Below are 21599 nucleotides of genomic sequence, written 5' to 3' on the forward strand. Positions count from 1 at the left end.
CGCAGCGGTGGACGCGGACGGCACGAGAACAGGTCCGGCTGGGGCGACCGCTGCCGCTGGGCGGCCCGCGCGAGGACGCGGATCGCGGAGGAGGCGGCCCGCTCGGCACTGCTGCGGGCCGCGGACGGACTCGCCGGGGTGCGGCTCGGCGTAGGTGGCGGAGGTGGCGCAGGCCGTGCCGGACCGCCCGTCGGTCGCCGTGCCGGTGACGGCCGTCGTGCCCGCCCCCGAGGGAACACGTCTCTGCAACCCCGCTGGAACACGCCTCTGGAACCCGCTGGAACACGCCTCCGGATCCCTCGGGGACACGCCTACGGAACGCCCCTCAGTCGCCGACCCCGGCCAGGTCGCGCAGCCGTCGGGCCTGCGCGGCCCGCTCCGCGGCGCGCTGCTCCTCGTACGACCGCTCCTGCGCCCCGCGCAACAGCGCCTTGGTCTCGACCACGGCGTCCCGGGGCGCCGCGAGCAGGGCGGACGCCAGGTCCCGTACCGTGTCGTCGAGTTGCCCGGCGGGCACGGCGATGTTGGCGAGCCCGGTGGTCACGGCCTCCTCGGCCAGGACGAAACGGCCCGTCGCGCAGATCTCCAGCGCGCGGGCGTATCCGACCAGCGCCACCAGCGGATGCGTGCCCGTGAGATCCGGTACCAGCCCCAGGGCGGTCTCGCGCATGGCGAACTGCACGTCGTCCGCGACGACCCGCAGGTCACAGGCGAGGGCGAGCTGGAACCCCGCACCGATCGCATGCCCCTGCACGGCGGCGATGGACACCACGTCGTTGCGCCGCCACCAGGTGAACGCCTCCTGGTACTCGGCGATGGTCGCGTCCAGCTCGGCGTCACTGCGGCGCGCGAGATCGATGAAGGTCGGCTCGCCGTCGATACCCTCCGGGGTGAACATCTGCCGGTCGAGTCCCGCCGAGAACGACTTGCCCTCGGCACGCAGCACGACCACGCGGACGGAACCGGGCAGCGCACGCCCGGCCTCTGCCAGCGCCCGCCACAGAGCGGGGCTCTGCACGTTGCGCTTGGCCGGGTTGGTCAGCGTCACCGTGGCGATCGCCTCGTCGACGGTGAGCCGTACGCCGTCCTTGTCGAGTACCGGGTCGAGCGAAGCCATGGGGCGCCTCCGATGGGTGCGGTCAGGAGAGGATGCCGTACGACGACATCCACAAGTGACTGCACAGTAACCACCCGGCCGGTCACCCGACCGACCGGGTGGCCACCACCGAAGCCGATGGCCGCCCGGCGTCAGGCCGACGTGGCCTTCTTGCCCCGCGTCGCCCCGCCACGCCCTCGTAGCGTGACGCCCGACTCGCTGAGCATCCGGTGGACGAAGCCATACGAGCGGCCGGTCTCCTCGGCCAGTGCCCGGATGCTCGCACCGGAGTCGTACTTCTTCTTCAGGTCTGCCGCGAGCTTGTCGCGCGCGGCGCCGGTCACCCGGCTGCCCTTCTTCAGAGTCTCGGCCACCCGTGCCTCCTCATGGGAAGTGCGCTCTGGTCTCCTCATGATCACCCCTCGGGGGCGCGATGGCCACCCATTCGGCAAGGTCCGTGCGACCAGGTTGTGACGACGGGAGCGCATCCCCACGAGCGGAATCCGACATTCCGCCCGGTGGCGTCCGTACGCCCGAACGGGTTGATCCGGGAAGTACCAGGTCAGGGGCGCGCGACGGCCGATCCCTTGGTACGAAAGGGCTCGGCCGCGAAATCGGTGTAGGACACACCTCGGTACGAGGAGATCTCACACAGATGACGGATCACGGATCGGCCGAATGATCCATACGCAGTGGATCATTCATTCGATCAAGCCGGACTGACCGACCCGGCCGAGAGCTCAGGCGAGCGTGACGAGGTCCGCGTAGTCCGCGCCCCACAGGTCCTCGACGCCGTCGGGCAGCAGGATGATCCGCTCCGGCTGGAGCGCCTCGACCGCGCCCTCGTCGTGCGTGACGAGGACGACCGCGCCCTTGTAGGTGCGCAGCGCGCCCAGGATCTCCTCGCGGCTGGCCGGGTCGAGGTTGTTGGTCGGCTCGTCGAGGAGCAGCACGTTCGCGGACGAGACCACCAGGGTGGCGAGGGCGAGACGGGTCTTCTCGCCACCGGAGAGGACACCGGCCGGCTTGTCGACGTCGTCCCCGGAGAACAGGAACGAGCCGAGCACCTTGCGGACCTCGACGAGGTCCATGTCGGGCGCCGCGGAGCGCATGTTCTCCAGGACCGTACGGTCCGGGTCGAGGGTCTCGTGCTCCTGGGCGTAGTAGCCGAGCTTGAGCCCGTGGCCGGGCACGACGGCACCGGTGTCCGGCTGCTCCACACCCGCCAGCAACCGCAGCAGGGTGGTCTTGCCGGCGCCGTTGAGACCGAGGATGACGACCCTCGACCCCTTGTCGATGGCCAGGTCGACGTCGGTGAAGATCTCCAGCGAGCCGTACGACTTCGACAGGCCCTCGGCCATCAGCGGCGTCTTGCCGCAGGGCGCGGGCTCGGGGAAGCGCAGCCTGGCGACCTTGTCCGCCTGGCGGACCTCGTCGAGCCCGGCCAGCAGGCGCTCGGCCCGGCGGGCCATGTTCTGCGCGGCGACGGTCTTGGTGGCCTTGGCCCGCATCTTGTCCGCCTGGGCGTTCAGCGCGGCGGCCTTCTTCTCGGCGTTGGCGCGCTCCCGCTTGCGGCGCTTCTCGTCGGCCTCGCGCTGCTGCTGGTAGAGCCTCCAGCCCATGTTGTAGATGTCGATCGCGGCGCGGTTGGCGTCCAGGTAGAACACCTTGTTGACGACCGTGTCGACCAGGTCGACGTCGTGCGAGATGACGATGAAGCCGCCGCGGTAGGTCTTCAGGTAGTCGCGCAGCCAGACGATGGAGTCGGCGTCGAGGTGGTTCGTGGGCTCGTCGAGCAGCAGTGTGTCCGCGTCGGAGAACAGGATGCGGGCCAGCTCGATACGGCGGCGCTGACCACCGGAGAGCGTGTGCAGGGGCTGGCCGAGCACCCGGTCGGGCAGGTTGAGGGCGGCGGCGATGGTGGCGGCCTCCGCCTCGGCGGCGTACCCGCCCTTGGTGAGGAACTCGGTCTCCTGGCGCTCGTACTGCTTGAGGGCCTTCTCGCGGGTGGAGCCCTTGCCGGTGGCGATGCGCTGCTCGTTCTCGCGCATCTTGCGGATCAGGGTGTCCAGGCCGCGCGCGGAGAGGACGCGGTCGCGGGCCAGCACGTCCAGGTCGCCCGTGCGCGGGTCCTGCGGCAGATAGCCGACCTCGCCGGAACGGGTCACGGTGCCCGCGGCGGGGATGCCCTGGCCGGCGAGGACCTTGGTGAGGGTGGTCTTGCCCGCGCCGTTGCGGCCGACCAGGCCGATGCGGTCGCCCTTGGCGACACGGAACGTGGCGTTCTCGATGAGGATGCGGGCGCCGGCGCGCAGCTCGATACCGGAGGCGGAGATCACGGACAGACTCCAGGGCGGGTGGGTGGCGGGATGGGCGGCTGAGGACGTGCCCGCCGTCTAATGCGCGAGGAGAATGGCCATAACCATCAGTCTAACGGGGCCGTGCAAGCCCTTTTGCGGTACGCGGGGGTCCGGCACTGTGACGCTCGCCCCGCCGGGCGGGGCGCAGCGTAGGCGAGAACGTGCCCGACGGGGATGTGACGCGGCCGCTGTGTCGCCCGTTCGTGCCGCGGCCCGGGGCCGCGTTCAGGGCGCCGTACGAGGATGACGCCTCGGGACCGCGCACGCGGAGGGGGGTCGCCCGTCGGCCCGGCTCGGCCCGTCCTCCCGGCGGAGGGGCGTTGTCAGTGGCCGGTGGGAGACTGTGCGGCAGGCCGGGATTCCGGCGGGACACCGGAGGGAGTGATCGGGATGGCGGGCATGGACGGCAGGCGTCCGAGCATCTACCCGACGCTGTTGTACGTGGATGCGAAGGCGGCGATCAAGCAGCTCACGGAGGCCTTCGGCTTCACGGAGCTGTCGGTGTACGAGGGGGAGGACGGCTCGGTGCTGCACGCCGAGCTGGTGCAGGGCAACGGCGCGGTGATGCTCGGCTCGAAGGGCCGAGGCGGCCCGTTCGACGAGGCGATGAGGAAGGCGGGCCCGAGCGCGGTCTACATCGTCGTGGACGACGTCGACGCACACCACCAGCGGGCCGCGGAGCACGGCGCGGAGATCCTGATGCCCCCGACGGACCAGGACTACGGCTCACGGGACTACATGGCGCGGGACGCCGAGGGCAACATCTGGAGCTTCGGCACGTACGCCCCGGAGATAGCGGTCTGACGAGAGGTCAGCTGCCTCCGGTGTGGACCTGGAACGCGGCGCGGCGCACGGCCTTGGCCAGCGCCGGGTCCGGGTGGGCGGCGGCGAGCGCGACCAGGACCTGCACGGTGCGGGGGTGCCCGATCGCGCGCACCTCGTCGAGGAGCGCGGGGACGGTGGGCTGCACGGCGGACTCCAAGTGGCGTACCAGAAGCGGGGCTTCGCCGTGGTCGGCGACGGCCGCGGCGGTGTCGACCCACAGCCAGGTGGCCTCCTGGCGGGTGAGCACCTCATGGGCGTCCTCCGGGTCGGCACCGTCGTGCTCGGCGAGCCAGAGCAGGGCGTAGGGGCGCAGCGGGGTCTCGTCGGCGACGGCCCGTACGTCGGGTTCGGCGGGGGCCCCGACCACGCGCAGCGCCTCGAAGGCCAGGCCGCGCAGGAGGGCGTCCTCGCCGCGGGCGGCCTCCAGGAGCTCGGTGACGGCGCTGCCGACCGTGCGGGCGGCGAGCCAGGCGCGGTACTCGGCGCGGGCCGCGTTGGGGCGGAGCTGGGCGCAGCCGCGGAGCATGTCCTCCGCGTTCTGCTCGATGTTCCCGGCGGGGCTCTGCGCGGCGACGCAGATCTGCTCCAGCTTGACCCAGACCGCCCAGCTGCCGAGCGGGGTCAGGGTGGCCTGCCCATCGGCGCAGGTGAGGGCGCCGACGTAGGCAAGCGCGTCGAGCGCCCAGTCGAGCAGCGGGGCGAGGGGGGTGTCCTCGGCGGAGTGGGGCGACGCCTGGACCGGCTCCGGCTGGGGGCCGTAGGGGATCTCGCACCGTGCGGTGCGCAGTTCGGTGACCCGCTGTTCGAGGAGGTCGAGGAGCTGCTCGACGGGGACGGGCCCCGCGGACAGCTGCAGGAAGGAGAGCACCTGGGGCATGGCCGACACGACCTCGGCGACGGCGGCGTGCTCGCGGTCGGCGGGCTCGGGGTAGGCGAGCGACCAGGCGTCGAAGAGGGCGACCCAGCCACGCAGCACGGCGGAGTCGTCGCGGTTCCAGGCGCGCAGCCGCCAGCCGGGGCGGGCGCTGTCCCCGTGCACCTCGACGAGACCGGCCAGGCGGGCGGTGTCCCAGTCGGCGCGGACCTGAGCGGGGGTCAGGCCAAGGTCGGCGGCGGCCCGTTCGGCGGTGGTGTCGGAGAGGGTGCCCTTGCCGTCGGACGTGGCGCAGTCACGGCCGGGCCCGAGCGCGGCGTCGGCCCAGCGGGCGACACGGGCGGCGTCGGCGAGGCGGGTACGGGCCATTCCGGCCAGTTCCGCGGGTGGGGGTGTGCCCTCGGGCGGCCGGGGTGCGGGACGGCGCGAGCGGCCCTGGGCCACCGTCCGGGGAGCGGTGGCCAGGGGCCGCGGGCGGACGAGTCGGAGCCTGGAGTCGCGCGGGTTACGGGACGTCACGGGTGCAGTCTTCCGGTTGACGGTCCGAAAACCCAAACGGAATGTCACGACGGGCGACGGAGCTGGCCAACGCACTGGGCCCGGACAGGGGCCGGGGAGACAGTTCGGCCACGCCGGGAGGGACTAAGCGGAAGGGGGCGGGAAGGGGGCGCGGCCGGGCGCGGCTTCGCGACGGTGCTTCGCCGCCACGATCCGGGGCGGCGGTGCCGGGAGGTCACCTCGGTGGGGTCGGGAAGCGTCACATCAGTGGGGTCAGGAAGCGTCGCATCGCCTCCTCGTACGCCCCGGGGTCCGCGTTCCACATCGCGCCATGGGGAGCGTCCCGCACCGTGTGCAGGGTGACCAGGTCCCCCTGGCGGTGCGCGAGGCGGCGTGAGAGATCCCAGGGGGCGATCGTGTCGTCGGGACCGTGGAAGATCAGCGTCGGCACCCGCACCCGCAGATGGTCCGGATCGGCGGGCCCGTGTGCACGGTCGCCGTGCAGACCGGTGCGGCCCTGGGCGGCGCGGACGGCCAGGGGCAGCAGTGCGCCGGGGGTGCGCCGGGCCGCGGCGAGCGCGCGCAGCGTGGCCTCCCAGCTGAGCACGGGCGAGTCCAGGACGAGCCCGGAGATCCGCTCGCGCACCGCGGAGCGCGCGGCGGCGCGCAGCGCCATGGTGGCGCCGGTGGACCAGCCGTGCAGGACGACGCGCTCGGCGCCGTTACGCACCGCGTAACGGATCGCGGCGTCCGCGTCGCGCCACTCGGTCTCGCCGAGGTGGTTCAGGCCGTCCGGGGGACGGGGTGCCCCCGGATCGCCGCGGTAGGCGAGGTCCAGGACCGGGAACCGGTGGCGGCTGAGGAACTCCATGACGTTCATGGGGTGTTCCCGGGTGGTGCCCAGCCCGTGCAGGGTGATCACCCAGGTGTCGCGGACCCCGGGCACGAACCAGGCGGGCAGGCCCCCGAGTTCACCTGGCACGTCGACATCGGCGAAGTCGAGGCCGAGGGCGGAGCCCGGGTCCCCGATGTGCAGGTTGGGTGTGAGCCAGACCCTGTCGCCGGGTTCGAGCGTGCCGTGGGTGACGCGTTCCAGACGGCGCACCACGGTGTCGGCGGAGTGGGGCGCGGTGTTCAGGACCGGCCCGACGACAGCGTGCGAGCCGTCGCCGGACAGGCCGTAGGTGCCGGGGCGCTGGGAGGCCAGGGCGCGGGTGAGCGTGATCCGCCCGGCCGCCAGCGAGTGCACGGTGAGGCGGGGCTCCGTGGGCAGCGGGCGGCCCGCCGGCGCCTTGAGCGCGGCGTCACTGGCGAAGCGGCCCGCGACGACGCCGGCCACGCCCGCGGCGATGGCTACGGTGACGGCTGCGGCCGCCGCTCTGACAGTGCGCACCCACCCAGTCTCGCGGTGGAACCCTCCCCCGGCCAGCGGGAGGACGGCGCGAGGTGGGCCATGGGGCGCACGCCCGCGCGATCCCGGGCCGCCCGACACACCGGGGTCCGCCCAATCCACCCAATCCGCCCGATCCACCGGATCTGTCGGATCCATCCGATCCGCCGGATCTGTCGGATCCGCCGGACCCGCCCAATCCGTCGGACCCACCCAATCCGTCGGGTCCACCCAATCCGTCGGGTCCACAATCAGTCCGACCCACCCGGTCCGTCCGACCCACCCGGCCCACCCGGCCCACCCGGCCCGCCGGGTCCGCCCAGCCCGCCCAGCCCGCCCAGCCCGCCGGGTCCGCCGAGTCCGCCGAGTCCGCTAACGCTGCCCGTACCCCCGCAACCGCTCCCCCGCCTCCGCCACCTGCTCGCCGGTCAGCAGATGCGGCGACAGGCCCGGCACCGACGACGCCGTCAGCCACACCCGGCACATCCACTCCAGTTGGGCCGTGCGGTCGTACGCCTGGCCCAGGGACGCGCCATGGGCGATCGTGCCGTGGTTCTGGAGGAGGCACGCGGTGCGGTCCGCCAGCGCTCGGAGCATGTTCTCGGCCAACTCCGGCGTGCCGTACGTCGCGTAGGGGGCGACCCGGACCGCACCGCCGAGCGCACCCGCCATGTAGTGGATCAGCGGTAGCTCCCGTACCAGCGTGGAGACGGCTGTCGCGTGCACGGCGTGCGTATGGACGACGGCACGCGCACCGGTCGTGCGGTAGACCGCCAGGTGCATCGGCAGTTCGCTCGTCGGGCGCAGCGAGCCGAGCACCTGCCGGCCGTCCAGGTCGACCCCGACCGTGTCGCCCGGCGTCAGCCGCTCGTACGGCACTCCGGTCGGCGTGACCAGCACGGTGTCGCCCACGCGCACCGAGACGTTGCCGGAGGTGCCGACGACCAGCCCGTCGGACACGGTCCGGCGGGCCGTGGCGACGAGCTCGTCCCAGGCCCGCGCCACCTCGCCGTCCGCGTCCCCCGCATCCCGCCCCCGTCCGTCGCCCGCGTTCTCCCGTGCCCGTGCGTCGCGCCGCTGCTCAGCCATGCCGCGATCCTGCCAGGCGGAGGCCCGGCCCGCCGGTGGCCGGGCACCATGGGGCGGAAGCCCGGCGTTCAAGTACGGGCGGCGGCCCGTCTCGCCAGGCGCCGCCGGTGCGCCCTCCCAGTGGTGGAACGTCTGCACCGGCGGCAGTCGCGCCTTCGCCCCCGATCAGGCCGTCCGGATCGCCCGCCACGACCACAACGGCGGAAACTGCCGGGTGACCAAAATCTCTTCAACGACTCCGCCGCCGGGCTGAGGCCGTTCGCGAAGGACAGCAGCAGGCCGAGCGATGGTCTCCGGAAGGCCGCACAGGGCTTCCGGAAGCCGGGATTCCGCCTTCGTTCGACGCGTGGGGCCGCCGCCTCCCGGCCACGAGCGGAGGAGTGACACCCCGATCGGTACACCCCTAAGCCCGCCTCAGTTCATCTTCCGTTCATCCAGGTTGCCTACCGTCAACGCGCCACTGACCTCCCACAGAAGCCTGGGTAAATGGAACACATCACGCTCCTCCTCGGAATCGTGATCGTCACCGCTCTCGTGTTCGATTTCACGAACGGTTTCCACGACACAGCCAACGCGATGGCGACGACCATCTCGACCGGCGCCCTGAGGCCCAAGACGGCGGTGGCGATGTCCGCCGCACTGAACCTCGTCGGGGCCTTCCTCTCCGTGGAGGTCGCCAAGACGATCTCCGGCGGCATCATCAACGAGAAGGGCATCCGCGTCGAAGTGATCTTCGCGGCCCTGGTCGGCGCCATCCTCTGGAACCTTCTGACCTGGCTCCTCGGTCTGCCCTCCAGTTCCTCCCACGCGCTCTTCGGCGGTCTGATCGGCGCCGCCGTCACATCTGCGGGCTGGTCCGCGGTCAACGGCTCGACCATCGTCACCAAGGTCCTGATCCCCGCGGTCGCCGCACCGATCGTGGCGGGCCTCGCCGCGATGCTCGCGACGCGTCTGTCGTACGTCATCGGCAGCCGCGCCGAGGAGAAGGCGACCGCGAAGGGCTACCGCGCCGGGCAGATCGCCTCGGCCGGCCTGGTCTCCCTCGCACACGGCACCAACGACGCCCAGAAGACGATGGGCATCATCACGCTGGCGCTCGTCACCGGCGGCGTCCTCGCCCCCGGCTCGAACCCTCCCACCTGGGTCATCGTCTCGGCCGGTCTGGCCATCGCGCTCGGCACCTACCTGGGCGGCTGGCGCATCATCCGCACCCTGGGCAAGGGGCTGACGGACCTGGCGCCGCAGCAGGGCTTCGCCGCCCAGACCAGCGCCGCGACCGCGATCCTCGCCTCCTCGCACATCGGCTTCTCGCTCTCCACCACCCAGGTCTGCTCCGGTGCCGTCATGGGCGCGGGCCTCGGGCGCAAGGGCGGTGTGGTCCGCTGGTCCACCGCGACCCGGATGTTCGCCGCCTGGGGTCTGACGCTCCCGGCCGCCGGTCTTGTCGGCGCGGGCGCCGAACTCCTCACCAAGCAGGGCACGTGGGGCACGGTCACCACCGGCGTGCTGCTGGTCGCCGGTGCCGGCGCCATCTGGACCCTGTCCCGCCGCAAGCCGGTCACGGTCGACAACGTCAACGACGTCCAGGCGGAGCCCGCCGGCGTCGTCACGGCGGCGATCGCCGCGGTGACCCCGCCGCCGGCCGGGCACGTCGTCACGGCCGGCACCGCGACGGACACCACCACCGACCTCAAGGCCACCATCCCGGCCCCGGACGCCGGTCCCTCCGCGGAGCCGACCCGGCCCGCGACGGTATAAGGAAGCGCATCAATGAAGATCGACTGGGCAGCTCTCGGCTCCGTCTTCGGAGTCAGCCTCGTGGTCACCGTGGCCCTGGTGGGCCTGTTCACCCTGGGCGTCGTGGGCCTGACGAAGAAGGAATCGGCCCGGGGCGGCGCGGCCACCCTGGCGGCCACCGGCGCGTACGCCTGCTTCGCGGCCTGCACGGCGGCGGTGGCGTACGGGATCTATCTGATCGTGGCCTGACACCACCCGGCTCATCCGCCCGTTCGGGCACGCGCCGAAGCCCCCGCGGTGCCCCGCACCGCGGGGGCTCCGTCCTCCACGGGCCGTGCATACGCCTTTGCATGGACCCTCAGGCCGCTTTCGCCGCGGTGTACACCGCATCGCGACCACGCCGAGGAGACAGGTGGCGGATCGCCAGGAGTCTGGCCGCTCTCGCCCAACTCACCTGGTCCCTGGGGCCTGTTCCGCTCGACGCCGGCCGACCGGCCGGTCGAGTACGACAGAGTCCGTCCGCCGCCGGGTGCTCAGGTCCCGTCGGCGAACCACACTGGTCTTCCCGGCTTCCCCGCCCCGAAAGAGCACAGATGGCGCCGATTCGGGCGGCTGACGATATTTCATCGGTGTGGGGCTCAGCACACCGCAGCGTCGCAGGTCAAGAGCAAGTTGACGGCTGTTCCGGGGGCGTGGTGGACTTCCGGAGCCATGTACGGCGCAAGAGAGGAAGCCGGTGCGAGTCCGGCGCGGTCCCGCCACTGTCACCGGGGAGGAACTCCCCGGGAGCCAGGAACTCTCACCGCCGGTCTCGTCGAACCAGGGCGTGGACACCCTGAGTGAGGACATATCTCCATGCGCGGCTGCCGATCGAGGTCCCGTACCCGAGCCCTGCCCGACCCCACGGCCGGCTGAGCCGTGGGTGCCGATCGCGTCTTCGCGTACGGCGCCGCCGCCGGCCTCCTCGGTGACCACCTGCTCGGCGATCCGCGCCGCGGGCATCCGGTCGCCGCGTTCGGGCGAGCCGCGGGCGCCGTGGAACGGTTGCTGTGGCGGGACCACCGAGGGTGGGGCGCGCTGCACACCGCCGTGTGCGTCGGGGGTGCCGTGTCGCTGGCGGCGCTCGCCGCGTCCGCCGTACGTTCCTCCCGCACCGCGTCCGTCGCCCTGACCGCGGCTGCCACCTGGGCCGTCGTCGGGGGGAGTTCGCTCGCCCGGGAGGCCCGGATGATCGGACGCGCCCTGGAAGCCGGGGACATCGAGGCGGCCCGCGCGCGGCTGCCCCATCTGTGCGGGCGCGATCCGCAGGCACTTGACCCCGACGGGATCGCACGGGCCGTCGTCGAGTCCGTCGCCGAGAACACCTCGGACGCCGTGGTCGGCGCGCTCGTGTGGGGAGCCGTGGGCGGTGTGCCGGGACTCGCCGGCTTCCGGGCCGTCAACACCCTGGACGCCATGGTCGGGCACAAGTCGCCCCGGTACCGGCGCTACGGATGGGCCTCCGCCCGGCTCGACGACGTGGCGGGGTGGCCGGGCGCACGGCTCACCGCCGTACTCGCGGCGGTGGCGGGCCCGGATCCACGGGGCGCCGTCCGTGCCTGGCGCACCGACGCCGCGCGGCACCCGAGCCCCAACGCCGGTCCCGTCGAGGCCTCGTTCGCGGGGGCTCTGGGCGTGCGCCTGGGCGGAACGCTCTCGTACGGGGGGCGCGTGGAGCACCGGCCCGTGCTCAACGGCACCGGGCGCGGCGTCCGGGTCCACGACATCGAACGGGCCGTACGACTCTCCCGTCGCGTGGGCGGGCTGGCGCTCGGCGTCACCGTCGCCGGGCGGTTGCTGGCCCGAAGGCTTCTCGCGAAGGGACGGACGTCATGAGCGGCGGGCTGCTGGTCGCCGGCACCACCTCCGACGCCGGCAAGAGTGTCGTCACCGCCGGGATCTGCCGTTGGCTGGTGCGGCAGGGGGTCAAGGTGGCGCCCTTCAAGGCGCAGAACATGTCCCTGAACTCCTTCGTCACGCGCGAGGGTGCCGAGATCGGGCGGGCGCAGGCCATGCAGGCCCAGGCGTGCCGTATCGAGCCGACCGCGCTGATGAACCCCGTCCTGCTCAAGCCGGGGGGTGAGCAGAGCAGTCAGGTCGTGCTCCTGGGCAAGCCGGTCGGCGAGCTGAGCGCACGGGGATACCACGGCGGGCGGCAGCAGCGGCTGCTCGGCACCGTGCTGGACTGCCTCGCCGCGTTGCGGGGCACGTATGACGCGGTGATCTGTGAGGGGGCGGGCAGTCCTGCCGAGATCAATCTGCGGCGGACCGACATCGTGAACATGGGCATCGCGCGCAACGCGCGGCTGCCGGTGCTCGTCGTGGGCGACATCGACCGCGGCGGGGTGTTCGCCTCCTTCTTCGGGACGGTCGCCCTGCTGTCGCGGGAGGACCAGGAGCTCGTCGCCGGGTTCCTCGTCAACAAGTTCCGCGGCGATGTGTCCCTGCTGGAGCCGGGGCTCGACATGCTGCACGGGCTCACCGGGCGGCGCGCGTACGGTGTGCTGCCCTTCCGGCACGGCCTCGGGATCGACGAGGAGGACGGGCTGCGGGTGTCCCTGCGGGGCACCGTGCGCGAGTCGGCCGTCGCCCCGCCCGTCGGCGAGGATGTGCTGCGGGTCGCCGTCTGCGCGATCCCGCTCATGTCCAACTTCACGGACGTGGACGCGCTGGCCGCCGAGCCGGGTGTCGTGGTGCGGTTCGTCGACCGGCCGGAGGAACTGGCCGACGCCGACCTCGTCGTCATTCCGGGGACCCGGGGGACGGTCAGGGCGCTCACCTGGCTGCGGGAGCGGGGGCTGGCCGAGGCGATCGTCACCAGGGCCGCCGAGGGACGGCCGGTGCTCGGCATCTGCGGCGGTTTCCAGATCCTGGGCGAGCACATCGAGGACGAGGTCGAAAGCCGCCGGGGACAGGTGGACGGGCTGGGGGTCCTGCCCGTGCGGGTGCGCTTCGCCCGGGAGAAGACGCTGACCCGGCCGGTGGGGGAAGCCCTCGGCGAGCGCGTCGAGGGGTACGAGATCCACCATGGGGTCGCCGACGTCACCGGCGGCGAACCCTTCCTGGACGGGTGCCGGATGGGGCGGACCTGGGGCACGCACTGGCACGGCTCCCTGGAGTCGGACGGTTTCCGGCGCGCCTTCCTGCGGGAGGTGGCGGCCGCCGCGGGCCGCCGCTTCGTGCCGGCCCCCGACACGTCGTTCGCCGCGCTGCGCGAGCAGCAGCTCGACCGGCTCGGCGATCTGATCGAACAGCACGCGGACACGGACGCGCTGTGGCGGCTCATCGAGTCCGGCGCGCCGCAAGGACTGCCCTTCATTCCACCGGGAGCGCCCGCATGAGCACAGTGTTGTTGTTGTCGACCGCCGACACCGATCTGCTGGCGGCCCGTGCCTCCGGCGCTCCCTACCGGATCGGCAACCCGACCCGCGTGGACGTCGCCGAGGAGCTTCCCGGGCTCATCGAGGGTGCGGACATCGCCGTCGTACGGCTGCTGGGCGGCAAGCGTGCGTGGGAGGAGGGGCTGGCCGCGCTCAGGTCCTCGGGCATCCCGACCGTGCTGCTCGGTGGAGAGGCGGTGCCCGACGCCGAGTTGATGGCCGAGTCGTCCGCGCCCGCGGGTGTCGTGGCCGAGGCGCTGCGCTACCTCGTCGAGGGCGGTCCCGCGAACCTCATGGAACTGGCCCGCTTCCTGTCCGACACCGTGCTGCTGACCGGTGAGGGCTTCGTCGAGCCGCAGAGGATGCCCGAGTACGGCGTCCACGGGGAGCGCGCGGCGGTCGAGGGGCGCCCCACGGTGGGCGTGCTCTTCTACCGCGCCCACGAGCTCAGCGGCAACACCGCCTTCGTGGACACGCTGTGCGACGCGATCGAGGCGCGGGGCGCCAACGCCCTGCCCGTGTACTGCGGTTCCCTGCGCGGCGCCGACGCCGGGCTGTACGAGATCCTCGGCAGGAGCGACGCCCTTGTCGCCACCGTCCTCGCCGCCGGCGGCACGCACGCCTCGGGGGCCTCGGCCGGCGGGGACGAGGAGTCCTGGGACAGCGGTGCCCTCGCGGACCTCGATGTCCCCGTCCTGCAGGGCCTCTGCCTGACCTCCTCGCGCGGCGCATGGGACGGGTCCGACGCCGCCCTGTCCCCCATGGACGCGGCGATGCAGGTCGCGATCCCCGAGTTCGACGGCCGCCTGATCACGGTCCCGTTCTCCTTCAAGGAGCAGGGCCCGGAAGACGTGCCGGTGTATGTGGCCGACCCCGAGCGGGCCGCGCGCGTCGCCGGGATCGCCGTACGCCACGCGCAGTTGAAGCACAAGGCGAACGCCGACAAGAAGATCGCGCTCGTCTTCACCGCCTACCCGACCAAGCACTCGCGGGTCGGCAACGCGGTCGGTCTGGACACGCCCGCCTCGGCGGTACGGGTGCTGGACGCGCTGCGGGACGCCGGGTATGCGCTCACCGCGTACCCCGACAACGGCGACGAGCTGATCCACCGGCTCATCGAGGCCGGCGGCCACGACGTGGAGTGGCTGACCGAGGAGCAACTGGCCGCCGCGCCCGCCCGGGTGCCGCTCGCCGACTACCGGGCATGGTTCGACACGCTCGACCCGCGGCTGCGGGACGCGATGCTGGAGGCGTGGGGCGAACCGCCGGGCAGCCTGTACGTCGACGGCGAGGACATCGTGCTGGCGTCGCTGCGGTTCGGGAATGTGGTGGTCATGATCCAGCCGCCGCGCGGCTTCGGCGAGAACCCGATCGCGATCTACCACGACCCGGACCTGCCGCCGTCGCACCACTACATGGCGGCCTACCGCTGGCTGCAGGCCGCGACGTCCGAGGGGGGCTTCGGCGCCGACGCGATCGTGCACATGGGCAAGCACGGCACGATGGAGTGGCTGCCGGGCAAGGGCCTCGGGCTGAGCCGGGGCTGCGCGCCGGACGCCGTCCTCGGCGACCTGCCCCTGGTCTACCCGTTCATCGTGAACGACCCGGGCGAGGGCACCCAGGCCAAGCGGCGCGGGCACGCCACCGTCGTCGACCACCTCGTACCGCCGATGGCGCGCGCCGACACCTACGGTGACCTGGCCAAGCTGGAGCAACTGCTCGACGAGTACGCGCTCGTCTCGGATCTGGACCCGACCAAGGCTCCCGCCGTACGGGCCCAGATCTGGACCCTCGTCAAGGCCGCCGAGCTCCACCACGACCTGCATGTGGACGAGCAGCCGGACGACGACGAGTTCGACGAGTTCGTCATGCACATCGACGGCTATCTGTGCGAGATCAAGGACGTGCAGATCCGCGACGGTCTTCACATCCTGGGCGGCGGCCCGGTCGGCGAGCCGCGGGTGAACCTGGTGCTCGCCGTGCTGCGTGCCTCCCAGGTGTGGGGCGGGCGGGCGAACGCGCTGCCGGGGCTGCGGGCCTCGCTGGCCGGGCACTTCGGGCTGGTGGAGAAGGAGCTGCTCGCCGAGCCCGGTGCGCCCGTGAAGGTCCCGGTCGAGCTGACGGACCTGGTGGACGGCCCGTCCCGTACGGCCGCGGACGCGATCGACCTGCTGGAGCAGCTGTGCCGGCGGATCGCGGAGGGCATGGAGGAGCGCGGCTGGGCCGCCGCCGGGAGCGCCGCCCTCGTCCGTGATGTGATGGGCACCGAACTCCCCGACGCCGAGGCCGTTCTGGAGTTCGCGTGCACCGAGGTCGTGCCCCGGCTCGCCCGTACCACCGACGAGATCGGCCACATCCTCAAGGCGCTCGACGGCGGTTACGTCCCGGCGGGTCCGTCCGGCTCCCCCACCCGCGGTCTGGTGAACGTCCTGCCGACCGGCCGCAACTTCTACTCCGTCGACCCCAAGGCCATTCCGTCGAGGCTGAGCTGGGAGGTCGGGCAGTCGCTCGCCGACTCCCTGGTCGCCCGCTACCTCCAGGACACCGGCGAGTACCCCCGCTCCGTCGGCCTCACCGTCTGGGGCACGTCCGCCATGCGCACCCAGGGCGACGACATCGCCGAGATCCTGGCGCTGCTCGGCTGCCGCCCGGTCTGGGACGACGCCTCCCGCCGGGTGACCGGCTTCGAGATCGTGCCGCTCGCCGAGCTGGGCCGCCCCCGTATCGACGTCACGGTCCGCATCTCGGGCTTCTTCCGCGACGCCTTCCCGCATGTCGTCGGCCTCATCGACGACGCCGTACGGGCCGTCGCGGAGCTGGAGGAGCCCGCCGAGCGGAACTTCGTGCGCGCCCACGCCGACGAGGACACCGCCGAGCACGGCGACCGGCGGCGCGCGACCGCCCGTGTCTTCGGCTCCAAACCGGGCGCGTACGGCGCGGGTCTGCTGCCGCTGATCGACGCCCGCAACTGGCGTTCCGACGCCGACCTCGCCGAGGTGTACGCGGTGTGGGGCGGCTACGCGTACGGGCGCGGGCTCGACGGGCGGGCCGCACGCGGGGACATGGAGACGGCGTTCCGGCGGATCGCCGTGGCCGCGAAGAACGTCGACACCCGTGAGCACGACCTGGTGGACGCCGACGACTACTTCCAGTACCACGGCGGGATGGTCGCCATGGTGCGGCACCTGACGGGTGCCAGCCCCGAGGCGTACGTCGGCGACTCCGCCGTGCCCGACCAGGTGAAGACGCGCACCCTGGGCGAGGAGACCCACCGCGTCTTCCGCGCGCGCGTGGTCAACCCGCGCTGGATGGCGGCCATGCGGCGGCACGGTTACAAGGGCGCCTTCGAGATGGCGGCGACCGTCGACTACCTCTTCGGGTACGACGCCACGGCAGGGGTGGTCGACGACTGGATGTACGAGAAGCTCAGCGCGGAGTACGTCTTCGACGCCGAGAACCGGGACTTCATGAAGAAGTCCAACCCGTGGGCACTGCGCGGCATCACCGAGCGGCTCCTGGAGGCCGCCGACCGCGGGCTGTGGGCCGAGCCGGACGCGGACACGCTGGAGCGGCTGCGCGCCACCTACCTGGAGCTCGAAGGCGACCTGGAGGGCGACGACAAGTGAGTACCCCCTTTCCGTTCACGGCCGTCGTCGGCCAGGACGACCTGCGGCTCGCGCTGCTGCTGAACGCCGTGTCTCCGGCGGTCGGCGGTGTGCTGGTGCGCGGCGAGAAGGGCACCGCCAAGTCGACGGCCGTGCGCGCCCTTTCGGCGCTGCTCCCGCAGGTGGAGGTGGTCGCCGGGTGCCGGTTCTCCTGCGACCCCGCGGCACCCGACCCGGCGTGCCCCGACGGGCCGCACGAGCCGGGGATGTTCGAGTCCCGTCCGGCCCGCATGGTGGAGCTGCCCGTCGGCGCCTCCGAGGACCGGCTCGTCGGCGCCCTGGACATCGAGCGGGCGCTCGCGGAGGGCGTGAAGGCCTTCGAGCCCGGCCTGCTGGCCGACGCGCACCGCGGGATCCTGTACGTCGACGAGGTCAACCTCCTCCACGACCACCTGGTCGACCTGCTGCTCGACGCCGCCGCGATGGGCGCCTCCTACGTCGAACGCGAGGGCGTCTCCGTACGCCATGCCGCCCGCTTCCTGCTCGTGGGCACCATGAACCCCGAGGAGGGCGAGCTGCGGCCACAGCTGCTCGACCGGTTCGGGCTGACCGTCGAGGTGTCCGCCTCGCGCGAGCCGGACCAGCGCGTGGAGGTCGTACGGCGGCGGCTCGCCCACGACGACGACCCGGACGGCTTCGCGGCGCGCTGGGCCGAGGAGGAGGCCGCGGTTCGGGCGCGGATCGTGGCCGCGCGTGCGCTGCTGCCGTCCGTGCGGCTCGGGGACGGGGCGCTGCGGCAGATCGCGGCGACCTGCGCCGCCTTCGAGGTGGACGGCATGCGGGCCGACATCGTGATGGCGCGTACGGCCGCCGCGCTGGCCGCGTGGGCGGGGCGGACCGATGTGCTCGCCGAGGACGTGCGGCAGGCCGCGCTGCTGGCCCTCCCGCACCGGCGGCGGCGCAACCCCTTCGACGCGCCGGGGCTCGACGAGGACAAGCTCGACGAGACGCTCCAGGAGTTCGGGAGCCCGGAGGACGACGATCCGGGTCCGGACGGGCCCGGTGGGGGCGGCGGGCAGCCCTCGCCGGACGAGGGGCCGGGGGGCGGGGAGACCGCCGCGCGGCCCGAGGCCGGCGAGAGCGGACAGCCTCAGGCCTCCAGCTCCGGGGAACAGCAGCCGGTACGCGCCTGCGAACCCTTTCGTACGAAGATGCTGACCGTGCCCGGGCTCGGCGACGGCGCCGCGGGGCGGCGTTCGCGCGCCCGGACCGAGCACGGGCGCACCACCGGGGCGCGGCGGCCCCAGGGCGCGCTCACCAAGCTGCACCTGGCGGCGACCGTGCAGGCGGCGGCGCCGCACCAGCGGGCGCGCGGCCGGTCGGGGCCCGGGCTCGTGGTGCGCCGGGACGATCTGCGGCAGGCCACGCGGGAGGGGCGCGAGGGGAACCTCGTGCTGTTCGTGGTGGACGCCTCCGGATCCATGGCGGCCCGGCAGCGGATGAGCGCGGTGAAGGGAGCCGTGCTGTCGCTGCTGCTCGACGCCTACCAGCGCCGGGACAAGGTGGGTCTCGTGACCTTCCGGGGCGCGTCGGCCGAGGTCGCGCTGCCGCCGACGTCATCGGTGGACGCGGCCGCGGCCCGGCTGGAGTCGCTGCCGACGGGCGGCAGGACGCCGCTGGCCGCCGGGCTGCTCAAGGCCCATGACGTGCTGCGGGTGGAGCGGCTACGGGATCCCGCGCGGCGGGCGCTGGTCGTGGTGGTGACGGACGGACGGGCAACCGGCGGTCCGCAGCCGGTGGCGCTGGCCTCGCGCGCGGCGCGGCTGTTCGCGGCCGAGGGGGTCGCGTCCGTCGTCGTGGACTGCGAGTCGGGGCCGGTGCGGCTGGGGCTCGCCGGGCAGCTCGCGGGTGAGCTGGGCGGTACGGCGGTGACGCTGGACGAGCTGCGCGCGGACAGCATCGCCGGGCTGGTACGGAACGTGCAGGGGACGCAGGGGACCGCGAGGAGGGCCGCGTAATGCCGCAGGGACAGCCGAGTGTCGTACCGGACGACGGACTGACCACCCGTCAGCGGCGCAACCGCCCGCTCGTCGTGGTGCACACGGGCGTCGGGAAGGGCAAGTCGACCGCGGCCTTCGGGCTCGCGCTGCGCGCCTGGAACCAGGGGTGGCCGATCGGGGTGTTCCAGTTCGTCAAGTCGGCGAAGTGGAAGGTCGGCGAGGAGAACGCGCTGCGGGTGCTGGGTGCGTCCGGGCAGGGCGGGACCGTGGCCTGGCACAAGATGGGCGAGGGATGGTCCTGGGTCCAGCGCGATGACCAGATGGACAACGAGGACAAGGCCCGGGAGGGCTGGGAGCAGGTCAAGCGGGACCTGGCGGCCGAGACGTACCGGCTGTACGTGCTGGACGAGTTCGCGTACCCGATGCACTGGGGGTGGGTCGACACCGACGAGGTCGTCGACGTGCTGCGGAACCGGCCGGGCACCCAGCATGTCGTGATCACCGGGCGGAACGCGCCCGGGAAGCTCGTCGACTTCGCCGACCTGGTCACCGACATGTCGAAGGTCAAGCACCCGATGGACGTCGGTCAGAAGGGTCAGAGGGGCATCGAGTGGTGACGTCCGTGCCCCGGCTGGTCATCGCCGCGCCCGCTTCGGGCAGCGGCAAGACGACAGTCGCCACGGGATTGATGGCCGCGTTCGCCGGGCGAGGTCTCGCCGTATCCCCGCACAAGGTCGGGCCGGACTACATCGACCCCGGGTATCACGCGCTCGCCACCGGGCGTGTGGGGCGCAACCTCGACGCCTACCTGTGCGGGCCGGACCTGATCGCGCCGCTGTTCCTCCATGGGGCGCGGGGGTGCGACCTCGCCCTCGTCGAGGGTGTGATGGGGCTGTACGACGGGGCGGCCGGCGAGGGCGAGCTCGCGTCGACCGCTCATGTCGCGAAGTTGCTGCGCGCGCCCGTGGTGCTCGTCGTCGACGCGTCGTCGCAGTCGCGCTCGGTGGCGGCGCTGGTGCACGGGTTCGCGTCCTGGGACCCGGAGGTGCGGGTCGGGGGCGTGATCCTGAACAAGGTCGGGTCGGACCGGCACGAGGCGCTGCTGAGGGAGGCGCTGGACTCCGCCGGGGTACCGGTGTTGGGGGTGCTGCGGCGGGTGGCCGGGGTGGACACGCCGTCCCGGCATCTGGGGCTGGTGCCTGTCGCCGAGCGGCGGGCCGAGGCGGTCGAGGCGGTCGCCGCCATGGCCGCGCAGGTCGAAGAGGGGTGCGACCTGGAGGCGCTGGCCGCGCTGGCGCGCGGTGCGGGGCCGCTGCCGGCCGATCCCTGGGAGCCCCCCGTCACCACTACGGGAGAGCGCGAGGTCGTCGCCGTCGCCGGTGGAGCGGCGTTCACCTTCTCCTACGCGGAGCACAGCGAGCTCCTCACCGCCGCCGGCGCCGAGGTGGTCGCCTTCGACCCGCTGCGTGACGAGCAACTGCCGGAGGGCACACGCGGGTTGGTCATCGGTGGCGGCTTCCCCGAGGTGTACGCGTCCGAGCTGTCCGCCAACGAGCCGTTGCGGAAGGCCGTCGCCGAGTTCGCGCTCGGCGGCGCTCCGGTGGCCGCCGAGTGCGCGGGGCTGCTGTATCTGTGCCGGGAGCTGGACGGGCGGCCGATGTGCGGGGTCCTCGACGCGAGCGCCGGCATGGCTGAACGGCTCACCCTCGGCTACCGGGACGCCGTGGCCGTGAGCGACAGCGTCCTCGCGGCGGCCGGAACCCGGATGCGCGGACACGAGTTCCACCGGACCGTCGTCGAGCCCGGCGCGGGGCCGGCTCCCGCCTGGGGGGTGCGCGCCCCCGACCGGCGTGTCGAAGGTTTCGTACAACAAGCTGTGCACGCGAGTTATCTGCACACGCACTGGGCCGCCGAGCCCGGTGTGGCCCGTCGGTTCGTGGAGAGGTGCCGGACGTCATGAGCAGCAGGCTGATCGGAGTCGGGGTGGGCCCCGGCGACCCCGAGCTGGTGACCGTCAAGGGCGTCAACGCTCTGCGGACGGCCGATGTCGTCGTCGTACCCGTGATGGCCGCATCCGACGGAACGGATGGCGGCGAGCGCGGGCGCGCCGAGGCGACCGTGCTGCACTATGTGCCGGAGGAGAAGGTGGCGCGCGTGGTGTTCGCGCTCAACGAGCGCAGCGACCACACGCGCCGCGAGGCCGCCTGGGACGCGGCCGGGGAGCGCGTGGCCCGGCTCCTGGAGCGGCACGCCACCGTCGCCTTCGCCACCATCGGCGACCCCAACGTGTACTCGACGTTCACCTACCTCGCGCAGACCGTCCAGGACCTCGTGCCGGGGACCGTCGTCGAGACCGTGCCCGGTATCACCGCCATGCAGGACCTCGCCGCGCGGTCGGGGGCCGTCCTGACCGAGGGCACCGAGCCCCTCACGCTCGTGCCCGTCACCGCCGGGGCCACCGCGCTCAAGGACGCGCTCGGCGGGCCGGGCACCGTGGTCGCATACAAGTTCGGACGGCAGGCCCACGAGGTCGCCGAGGCGCTGCGCGAGACCGGGCGCCTCGACGGCGCGGTCTGGGGGTCCGCGCTCGGGCTGCCGGAGGAGTCCATCCGCCCGGCCCGCGACCTCGACGGCGGCCCGCTCCCCTATCTCTCCACCCTCATCGCGCCCGCCCGGCGTGACGGCACCCGCGGCGGCAAGCTGTGA

General features: G+C 73.1%; 16 protein-coding genes and 1 riboswitch. Of the genes, 10 read left to right on the forward strand and 6 right to left on the reverse strand.

What is annotated here, in order from left to right:
- Positions 1 to 325: 325 nt before the first annotated feature.
- The 3 genes from ASC56_RS13345 to ASC56_RS13355 form a co-directional block, all read right to left on the reverse strand.
- Positions 326 to 1117, reverse strand: a complete 792-nt coding sequence (locus tag ASC56_RS13345; RefSeq protein WP_055491579.1) for an enoyl-CoA hydratase/isomerase family protein — start codon at positions 1115 to 1117, stop codon at positions 326 to 328.
- A 131-nt stretch (positions 1118 to 1248) separates the two neighbouring features.
- Positions 1249 to 1470 (reverse strand): helix-turn-helix domain-containing protein, encoded by a 222-nt coding sequence (locus tag ASC56_RS13350; RefSeq protein ID WP_009337982.1) that lies wholly within the window; start codon positions 1468 to 1470, stop codon positions 1249 to 1251.
- 366 nt (positions 1471 to 1836) lie between these two features.
- The gene (locus tag ASC56_RS13355) at positions 1837 to 3435 is read right to left on the reverse strand and encodes an ABC-F family ATP-binding cassette domain-containing protein (protein ID WP_055491580.1); all 1599 of its coding nucleotides are present in this window, start codon (positions 3433 to 3435) and stop codon (positions 1837 to 1839) included.
- 411 nt (positions 3436 to 3846) lie between these two features.
- On the opposite strand from ASC56_RS13355, the gene ASC56_RS13360 reads away from it, so the two are divergent.
- Positions 3847 to 4260: a VOC family protein gene (locus ASC56_RS13360; RefSeq protein ID WP_055491581.1), complete on the forward strand. Its 414-nt coding sequence runs from the start codon at positions 3847 to 3849 to the stop codon at positions 4258 to 4260.
- 7 nt (positions 4261 to 4267) lie between these two features.
- Here ASC56_RS13360 and ASC56_RS13365 read toward each other — a convergent pair whose 3' ends face one another.
- From ASC56_RS13365 to ASC56_RS13375, 3 genes are all read right to left on the reverse strand, one after another.
- On the reverse strand, positions 4268 to 5674 hold the full coding sequence (locus ASC56_RS13365; RefSeq protein WP_079102485.1) for a hypothetical protein: 1407 nt from the start codon (positions 5672 to 5674) through the stop codon (positions 4268 to 4270).
- A gap of 238 nt (positions 5675 to 5912) precedes the next feature.
- Positions 5913 to 7046 (reverse strand): S9 family peptidase, encoded by a 1134-nt coding sequence (locus ASC56_RS13370; RefSeq protein WP_055491583.1) that lies wholly within the window; start codon positions 7044 to 7046, stop codon positions 5913 to 5915.
- 369 nt (positions 7047 to 7415) lie between these two features.
- Positions 7416 to 8132, reverse strand: coding sequence for a class II aldolase/adducin family protein (locus ASC56_RS13375; RefSeq protein ID WP_055491584.1), 717 nt, complete (start codon positions 8130 to 8132; stop codon positions 7416 to 7418).
- A gap of 486 nt (positions 8133 to 8618) precedes the next feature.
- On the opposite strand from ASC56_RS13375, the gene ASC56_RS13380 reads away from it, so the two are divergent.
- The 9 genes from ASC56_RS13380 (at position 8619) to cobI (ending at position 21599) form a co-directional block, all read left to right on the forward strand.
- Positions 8619 to 9890 (forward strand): inorganic phosphate transporter, encoded by a 1272-nt coding sequence (locus tag ASC56_RS13380; RefSeq protein WP_055491585.1) that lies wholly within the window; start codon positions 8619 to 8621, stop codon positions 9888 to 9890.
- A gap of 12 nt (positions 9891 to 9902) precedes the next feature.
- Complete coding sequence (locus tag ASC56_RS13385; RefSeq protein ID WP_055491586.1) at positions 9903 to 10118, forward strand: hypothetical protein; 216 nt, start codon at positions 9903 to 9905, stop codon at positions 10116 to 10118.
- Positions 10119 to 10546: 428 nt separating this feature from the next.
- Positions 10547 to 10690: riboswitch (cobalamin riboswitch) on the forward strand.
- Positions 10691 to 10787: 97 nt separating this feature from the next.
- Entirely contained in the window at positions 10788 to 11744 is a 957-nt protein-coding gene (locus tag ASC56_RS13390) for a cobalamin biosynthesis protein (protein ID WP_055491587.1), read from the forward strand.
- Positions 11741 to 13249 carry a cobyric acid synthase gene (locus tag ASC56_RS13395; protein ID WP_055491588.1) on the forward strand — a complete coding sequence of 503 codons (1509 nt, stop codon included), beginning with the start codon at positions 11741 to 11743 and terminating at the stop codon, positions 13247 to 13249. Before ASC56_RS13390 ends, ASC56_RS13395 begins: the two co-directional genes overlap by 4 nt.
- The gene (cobN, locus tag ASC56_RS13400; protein ID WP_055491589.1) at positions 13246 to 16914 is read left to right on the forward strand and encodes a cobaltochelatase subunit CobN; all 3669 of its coding nucleotides are present in this window, start codon (positions 13246 to 13248) and stop codon (positions 16912 to 16914) included. Before ASC56_RS13395 ends, cobN begins: the two co-directional genes overlap by 4 nt.
- On the forward strand, positions 16911 to 18911 hold the full coding sequence (locus ASC56_RS13405) for a putative cobaltochelatase (RefSeq protein ID WP_055491590.1): 2001 nt from the start codon (positions 16911 to 16913) through the stop codon (positions 18909 to 18911). The genes cobN and ASC56_RS13405 overlap by 4 nt, the downstream gene beginning before the upstream one ends.
- Positions 18911 to 19510 carry a cob(I)yrinic acid a,c-diamide adenosyltransferase gene (gene cobO / locus ASC56_RS13410; protein ID WP_055491591.1) on the forward strand — a complete coding sequence of 200 codons (600 nt, stop codon included), beginning with the start codon at positions 18911 to 18913 and terminating at the stop codon, positions 19508 to 19510. The genes ASC56_RS13405 and cobO overlap by 1 nt, the downstream gene beginning before the upstream one ends.
- Complete coding sequence (locus tag ASC56_RS13415; protein WP_055491592.1) at positions 19504 to 20853, forward strand: cobyrinate a,c-diamide synthase; 1350 nt, start codon at positions 19504 to 19506, stop codon at positions 20851 to 20853. Before cobO ends, ASC56_RS13415 begins: the two co-directional genes overlap by 7 nt.
- Positions 20850 to 21599 (forward strand): precorrin-2 C(20)-methyltransferase, encoded by a 750-nt coding sequence (gene cobI / locus ASC56_RS13420; RefSeq protein ID WP_055491916.1) that lies wholly within the window; start codon positions 20850 to 20852, stop codon positions 21597 to 21599. Before ASC56_RS13415 ends, cobI begins: the two co-directional genes overlap by 4 nt.

It is taken from the genome of Streptomyces sp. TP-A0356, from assembly GCF_001417775.1.
In the GTDB taxonomy this organism is placed as follows: domain Bacteria; phylum Actinomycetota; class Actinomycetes; order Streptomycetales; family Streptomycetaceae; genus Streptomyces.